Below are 6,472 nucleotides of genomic sequence, written 5' to 3' on the forward strand. Positions count from 1 at the left end.
GTTATCCACATCCCCTTTCTCGCCTTCCCACCCGGGATGGTCGCTGACGGAGGCCTCGATCGCGACCACCTCGGGTGGGAAGGCGAGAAAGGGGATGTGGATAACGGCCGGTCGGGGACGCTCGTCGGCCACGATCTGTTCTCGTGGACGAGCAATCAGCGGCGCAGTGGCAGGCATGGTGGAACGGGCTTGCAGACGAATCGCCGCACATGCTGCTCGCGCGCACGCAGGGTTACGTGCTGACGATCGGGCAGCTGAGTTCTCTCGGCTTCACGCGATCTGCGAGTCGGAACGCGGTTCGTACACGCAGATGGACGTCACCGGCTTATGGGGTCATTGCACCGGTCGACGTCGCCCCCAGTGGGGAAGAACCTTGGCTGATCGCCCGACGTCGGCACGCTTTGGCCGCGAGCGCCACGGTGCTGCGTCACCCCGATCACGTCGTCTGCGCTCGATCGGCTGCCGTGCTGCACGGCTTACCGACCTTGGCGCTGCCGGCATCGGCGGAGTCGACGGCACCTCCGAAGGTCGGTCTCGGCCTGCGCTCGGGATCCCACGTCTACGGCGCGTGGTTCGCTGCGCTGGACATGACGGCCTGGCACGGGGTTGCCGTCTCCACTGTCGCCAGGACGGTCATCGACCTTGCGCGCCACGATCGCCGTGACGGAGTAATCGCCGCGGACGCTGCACTGCGCGAGGGTTTGACCTCGCACGAGGAGCTCGAATTCGTCCTCGACGGCGCGCGTGGGTGGCCGGGTGTCCGGCAGGCTCGCACTGTCTGCGCATTCGCGGACGCGCGCGCGGAGTCGCCGCTCGAATCATTGACCCGTCTGGCGCTGCACGACGACGGCTTTCCCGCGCCGGAGCTGCAGAGCTGGATCGGGCCGTATCGCGTCGACCTTTGCTGGCCACAGCAGCAACTGGTCCTCGAGGTCGACGGTCGCGTCAAATACTCCGCGGATGCACTGTGGGCGGAAAAGCGCCGGGAGGCGGCATTGCGCCGGTTCGGTTTCCGTGTCGAACGCGTGATCTGGGCTGATGTCACGCGGTACTGGCCGAGCACCGCAGAGCGTCTACGTTCAGCGCTTGCCGTGACCTCGTCGCCTTCCCACCCGTAGTGGTCGCTGCAGCAGGCCGATGCAGCGACCAACTCGGGTGGGAAGACGCATCAAGGGGGGCGACGCGGTCAGTTGGTGACGGCTACTTCGTAGTTCCAGACCTCGCTGTCGACGCCGACGGGCTTGGGTGCACTGGCGGCATCGCCGCCGTCGCGTTCTCGCTGCGAGCGGTGCCCGTGCGCGAACGCCGGCGACGACACCCACGCGCGGAAGGACTCCTCGTCGCGCCAGCGGGTGACCACGAGCCACTGCCGGCGCTCGTCGGTCGGCTTGAGCAGCTCGAAGCCCTCGAAGCCGTCGGCGTCGTCGACGGCACCGGCGCGGGCGGCGAACCGGTGGGCGAGTTCGTCGCCACTGTCCGCCGGCACCGTGATGGCGTTGATCTTGATGACGGTCACGCGGAACCCTCCGTGTTGCCGGCGCCGGCCGCGGTGACCGAATCGAGCCGGTACCGCTCGAACGCCTCGCGCGGGGCTTCGCGCTTGACCTCGCCGCGCCGCGCCAGCTGCTCGAGCGTGGCGACGACGATCGACTGCGCGTCGACATGGAAGAACCGCCGTGCCGCACCGCGGGTGTCGGCGAAACCGAAGCCGTCCGTACCGAGCGACGTGTAGTCGCGCTGGGCATTCAGTACCCACCGCGCGATCTGGTCGGGCACCGCGCGCATGTAGTCCGACACCGCCACGACGGGGCCGGACGTGTCGGCGAGCGCAGACGTCACGAACGGCACGGGCGGCTCGTCCTGCGGGTGCATCAGCGCGTGCTGCTCGCAGTCGACGGCGTCGCGACGCAGCTCGTTCCACGACGTCACCGACCACACGTCGGCGTCGACGCCCCACTCCTCGCCGAGCATCCGCTGCGCTTCCAACGCCCACGGCACCGCGACGCCGGACGCGAGCAGCTGGCAACGCGGCCGCCCGGTTGCGTCCAGCGCGGGGGAGTAGCGGTACATGCCGCGCAGCAGGCCGTCCACGTCGAGCTCAGCAGGCTCGGCCGGCTGCAGGATCGGCTCGTTGTACATCGTCAGGTAGTAGAAGACGTCGCGGTCGGAGACGCCGTCGTTGCCGTACGAGCCGATGCCGTACATCCGGGCGAGGCCGGCCTTCACGATGTGCGCGATCTCGAAGCTGAAGGCAGGGTCGTAGGCCACGCACGCCGGGTTGGCCGACGCCAGCAGCGGCGAATGCCCGTCGGCGTGCTGCAGGCCCTCGCCGGTGAGCGTGGTGCGGCCGGCCGTCGCGCCGAACACGAACCCGCGGCCGAGCTGGTCGGCGAGCTGCCAGAACTGATCACCGGTGCGCTGGAAGCCGAACATCGAATAGAAGATGTAGAACGGGATCATCGGCGTGCCGTGGGTGGCGTAGGACGTGGCCGCCGCGATGAGCGAGGCCATCGAGCCCGCCTCGGAGATGCCCTCGTGCAGGATCTGGCCCGACTCGGACTCCTTGTACGACAGCAGCAGCTCGCGGTCGACGGCGTCGTACTCCTGCCCGTGCGGCGAATAGATCTTCGCCGACGGGAAGATCGCGTCGAGGCCGAACGTGCGCGCCTCGTCCGGGATGATCGGCACGAACCGCGCGCCGATCTCCTTGTCGCGCATCAGATCCTTGAACAGCCGCACCGTCGCCATCGTGGTGGCCACCTGCTGCTTGCCCGAGCCCTTGCGGAAGTCGTCGTAGACCTTGTCCGCCGGCTGGGCCAGCGGCTTGGCGCGCACGACCCGCTTCGGCAAAGCTCCACCCAGCGCCGCGCGACGTTCCTTCATGTACTGGATCTCGTCGGACTTCTCGCCCGGGTGGTAGTACGGCGGCAGGTCCGCGGCCAGCGCCTCGTCGGAGATCGGCAAGTACAGCCGGTCGCGGAAGGCCTTGAGGTCGGCCGCCGTCAGCTTCTTCATCTGGTGCGTCGCGTTACGGCCCTCGAACGACTCCAGCGTCCAGCCCTTGACGGTCTTCGCGAGGATGACGGTGGGCTGGCCGGTGTGCGCCCGCGCGGCCTCGAACGCGGCGTAGACCTTGCGGTAGTCGTGTCCGCCGCGCGAGAGCTTGCGCAGCTCGTCGTCGGACATGTCCTCGACCATCCGGCGCAGGCGTGGGTCACCACCGAAGAAGTGCTCGCGGATGTACGCGCCGCTCTCGACGGTGTACGTCTGGAACTGCCCGTCCGGTGTCGCGTTCATCTGGTTCACCAGCGCGCCGTCGCCGTCACGGGCGAGCAGCGGATCCCAGTCGCGGCCCCAGACCACCTTGATGACATTCCAGCCGGCACCGCGGAAGTACGCCTCGAGCTCCTGGATGATCTTGCCGTTGCCGCGGACCGGCCCGTCGAGGCGCTGCAGGTTGCAGTTGACGACGAACGTCAGGTTGTCCAGCTCCTCGCGGGCGGCCACGCCGATGGCGCCGAGCGACTCGACCTCGTCCATCTCGCCGTCGCCGAGGAACGCCCAGACATGCGAGTTGGACGTGTCGGCCAGCCCGCGCGCCTGCAGGTAGCGGTTGAACCGCGCCTGGTAGATCGCGCTGATCGGGCCGAGCCCCATCGAGACGGTCGGGAACTCCCAGAAGTGGGGCATGAGCCGCGGGTGCGGGTACGACGAGAGGCCGTTCGGAGCGTGCGACATCTCCTGGCGGAATCCGTCGAGGTGCTGCTCGGACAGCCGGCCCTCCAGGAACGCGCGCGCGTAGATGCCCGGCGCGGCGTGGCCCTGGAAGTAGATCTGGTCGCCGGCGCCCGTGGCGAGGTCCTTACCGCGGAAGAAGTGGTTGAAGCCGACCTCGTAGAGCGACGCCGCGCTGGCGTACGTGGCGATGTGCCCGCCGACGCCGACGGTCTTGTTCGCCCGCGACACCATGATCGCCGCGTTCCACCGGATGTAGGCGCGGATGCGGCGTTCGATGTCCTCGTCGCCCGGGAACCACGGCTCGCGCTCCGGCGGGATGGAGTTGAGGTAGTCGGTGCTGCGCAACCCCGGCACGCCGACCTGACGCTCGCGGGCGCGCTCGAGCAGCTTCAGCATCAGGAACCGCGCGCGCTGGCGGCCGTCGGAGTCGATGGCGGCGTCCAGCGACTCGAGCCATTCCCGCGTCTCGTCGCGGTCGATGTCGGGCAGCTGATTGGGTAAGCCATCGGTGATGATGCTGAAGCGATCGCGGGTCACGCGTTCTCCTCGTTGCTCGCGGGGTGCGGATTTACGGCACAATGCGTCCTGGCCAAGTGAACACCTTCATGAGCCGCTAGGGTCGGATCACGAGTTACCGATTGGTAGAGAAACCAGCTCTACCGTCGGTCGATCAGGGAGGTAGCCGCGGTGAGCCCGACCCCCCCGTCCGCGACGGGGTCCGCCGAGCGCTTGGGTCTCAAGCCCGGCATGATCGTGATGGAGTCCGGCTACGACGACGATGTCGACGAACAGCTGCGCGACGACATCGCCGAGCACACCGGCGAGGACCTGCTCGCCGACGACACCGACGAGGTGGTCGACGTCGTCCTCCTCTGGTTCCGCGACGGCGACGGCGATCTCGCCGACACGCTGGTCGATTCGATCTCCCCGCTCGCCGACGACGGCTACATCTGGTTGCTGACGCCCAAGCGTGGGCGCGACGACTTCGTCGAGCCGTCGGACATCGCCGAGGCTGCCTCGATCGCCGGGTTGTCGCAGACGTCGATCACCACTGTCGGCCAAGACTGGTCCGCGGCACGCCTCGTCGGCCGGCGCTCGTCCGGCGCCAAGCGGTGACGCAGGTAGGACGCCCATTCCCGACAATCGCCTCCGGCGACGTTGCGCCCGACTTCACGCTGCACGACCAGAACAACGAAGAGATCGCGCTGCGGCGCTACCGCGGCGACAGGGCCGTGTTGGTGATCTTCTATCCGCTCGCCTTCACCGGCGTGTGCACCGGCGAGCTCGCCCGGGTGCGTGACGATCTCGACACGTTTCAGAACGACGACGTGCAGACGCTGGCCATCAGTGTCGACTCCGTCTATGCGCACAAGATCTTCGCCGAGCGTGAGGGCTACGACTTCCCGTTGCTGTCGGACTTCTGGCCGCACGGCGCCGTCGCGGCGAGCTTCGGCGCGTTCGACACCGACACCGGGGTCGCCAACCGCGGCACGTACCTTGTCGACCGTTCCGGGATCGTGCGCTACACCGAGCTGAACCGTCCCGGTCAGCCGCGCAACGCCGACGACTGGGTGGCCGCGATCACGGCGCTGTGACCGACCCGGCGCACAACCGCCGCGCGTACAGTTTGCGACGTGTTGCGGGCGGCGATCTGGACGCTGCGCCAGCCCCGTTACGCCGCGCTCGGTGCGCTGATGGCGGTGTTGTTCGTGGCCTGCGTGGGCATGGGCACGTTCGAGTTGCATCGCTTCCGCGAGAAGGTCGACCAGAACCACCGACTAAAGGCCAACGCCCGAGCCGACGTCATGCCGCTGAGCACATCTCTCGTGCCGCTGACCGGCCGCGGTCCGGCGCCGGGACCGCTCGCCGTCCGCTTCCGCACGGTGTCGGTCACCGGCAGTTTCGAGCCGCAGCGGCAGCAGTACCTGGCCGATCAGTCGCAGGGCGGCGACGAAGGTTTCTACGTGGTGACGCCGCTGCGCACCGACACCGGCGACCTGCTCGTCGTGCGCGGGTTCACCCCTGCCGTCGGTGCCGCTGCCCATCCGGGTCGGGTCGCGCCGCCGCCCACCGGCGTCGTGCAGCTGCAGGGACGGCTGCAGAACGCGCAGTCGGGTGACGACAAGTTCGCTCGCATCGGCCATGCCGAGATCAGCACGATCAACCCGACGCAGCAGGCGCAGCGGTCGGAGGTGCCGACGTATGCCGCGTATATGACGATCGGCAAGGGCCAGCCGGGCACCGCCGGGCTGCGGACGCTGCCGCCGATCAAGCTGTCGAATCCGACGGGCGGTGCAGGCGAACTGCAGCTGTTCTCCTACATCCTGCAGTGGTACGTCTTCGCGCTGCTCGCCGCTGCCGCGCCGTTCTTGGTCAGCCGTGTCGAGATCCGCGAGGCCCGGCGCGAATACCTCGGCATCGACCCCGAGCGGATCCAGTTCGACGCCCCGCCGGAGCCGGCTGCGCTCGATGCCGGGACGGGTGGCGGGGAGCTTGCCGTCCGTGGCACAGGCGAGCTCGCCCGGATGGGTATCGCGCCGGAGCGGCGGCGTCGTGCCGCGCGGCTCGCCGACCGCTACGGGCGTTCGCTGGGCATGGACGCCCTCGACCCGAGCGACGTCGTGCCACGCTCGGGGCCGGTGACGCCGCGGCCGCGGGTCGCGCCCGGGCTCGCCGAGCCGCACGCGCCACGGCGTTCGGCGCAGGCCCCGCACCGCGTCACCGACGACATGCA

General features: G+C 69.0%; 6 protein-coding genes. 4 read left to right on the forward strand and 2 right to left on the reverse strand.

Annotated elements, in window-relative coordinates; translation table 11 throughout:
- The first annotated feature begins 143 nt into the window (after positions 1 to 143).
- A complete protein-coding gene (locus ACFFCN_RS18185; RefSeq protein WP_375493964.1) occupies positions 144 to 1,118 on the forward strand; it encodes a DUF559 domain-containing protein in 975 nt (324 codons plus the stop codon).
- A 68-nt stretch (positions 1,119 to 1,186) separates the two neighbouring features.
- On the opposite strand, the gene ACFFCN_RS18190 is transcribed toward ACFFCN_RS18185, so the two are convergent.
- Both ACFFCN_RS18190 and aceE read right to left on the reverse strand, forming a co-directional pair.
- Complete coding sequence (locus tag ACFFCN_RS18190) at positions 1,187 to 1,516, reverse strand: antibiotic biosynthesis monooxygenase family protein (RefSeq protein ID WP_375493965.1); 330 nt, start codon at positions 1,514 to 1,516, stop codon at positions 1,187 to 1,189.
- Positions 1,513 to 4,275: a pyruvate dehydrogenase (acetyl-transferring), homodimeric type gene (aceE, locus tag ACFFCN_RS18195; protein ID WP_375493966.1), complete on the reverse strand. Its 2,763-nt coding sequence runs from the start codon at positions 4,273 to 4,275 to the stop codon at positions 1,513 to 1,515. Before aceE ends, ACFFCN_RS18190 begins: the two co-directional genes overlap by 4 nt.
- Positions 4,276 to 4,425: 150 nt before the next feature.
- On the opposite strand from aceE, the gene ACFFCN_RS18200 reads away from it, so the two are divergent.
- The 3 genes from ACFFCN_RS18200 to ACFFCN_RS18210 form a co-directional block, all read left to right on the forward strand.
- Positions 4,426 to 4,854 carry a DUF3052 domain-containing protein gene (locus tag ACFFCN_RS18200; RefSeq protein ID WP_375493968.1) on the forward strand — a complete coding sequence of 143 codons (429 nt, stop codon included), beginning with the start codon at positions 4,426 to 4,428 and terminating at the stop codon, positions 4,852 to 4,854.
- Positions 4,851 to 5,333, forward strand: a complete 483-nt coding sequence (locus ACFFCN_RS18205; protein ID WP_375493969.1) for a peroxiredoxin — start codon at positions 4,851 to 4,853, stop codon at positions 5,331 to 5,333. The genes ACFFCN_RS18200 and ACFFCN_RS18205 overlap by 4 nt, the downstream gene beginning before the upstream one ends.
- A gap of 39 nt (positions 5,334 to 5,372) precedes the next feature.
- Positions 5,373 to 6,472 (forward strand): SURF1 family protein (locus tag ACFFCN_RS18210; protein WP_375493971.1); only part of this gene is annotated, 1,100 nt, incomplete at its 3' end.

This window comes from uncultured Jatrophihabitans sp., assembly GCF_964246335.1.
Taxonomy (GTDB): Bacteria; Actinomycetota; Actinomycetes; order Mycobacteriales; family Jatrophihabitantaceae; genus Jatrophihabitans.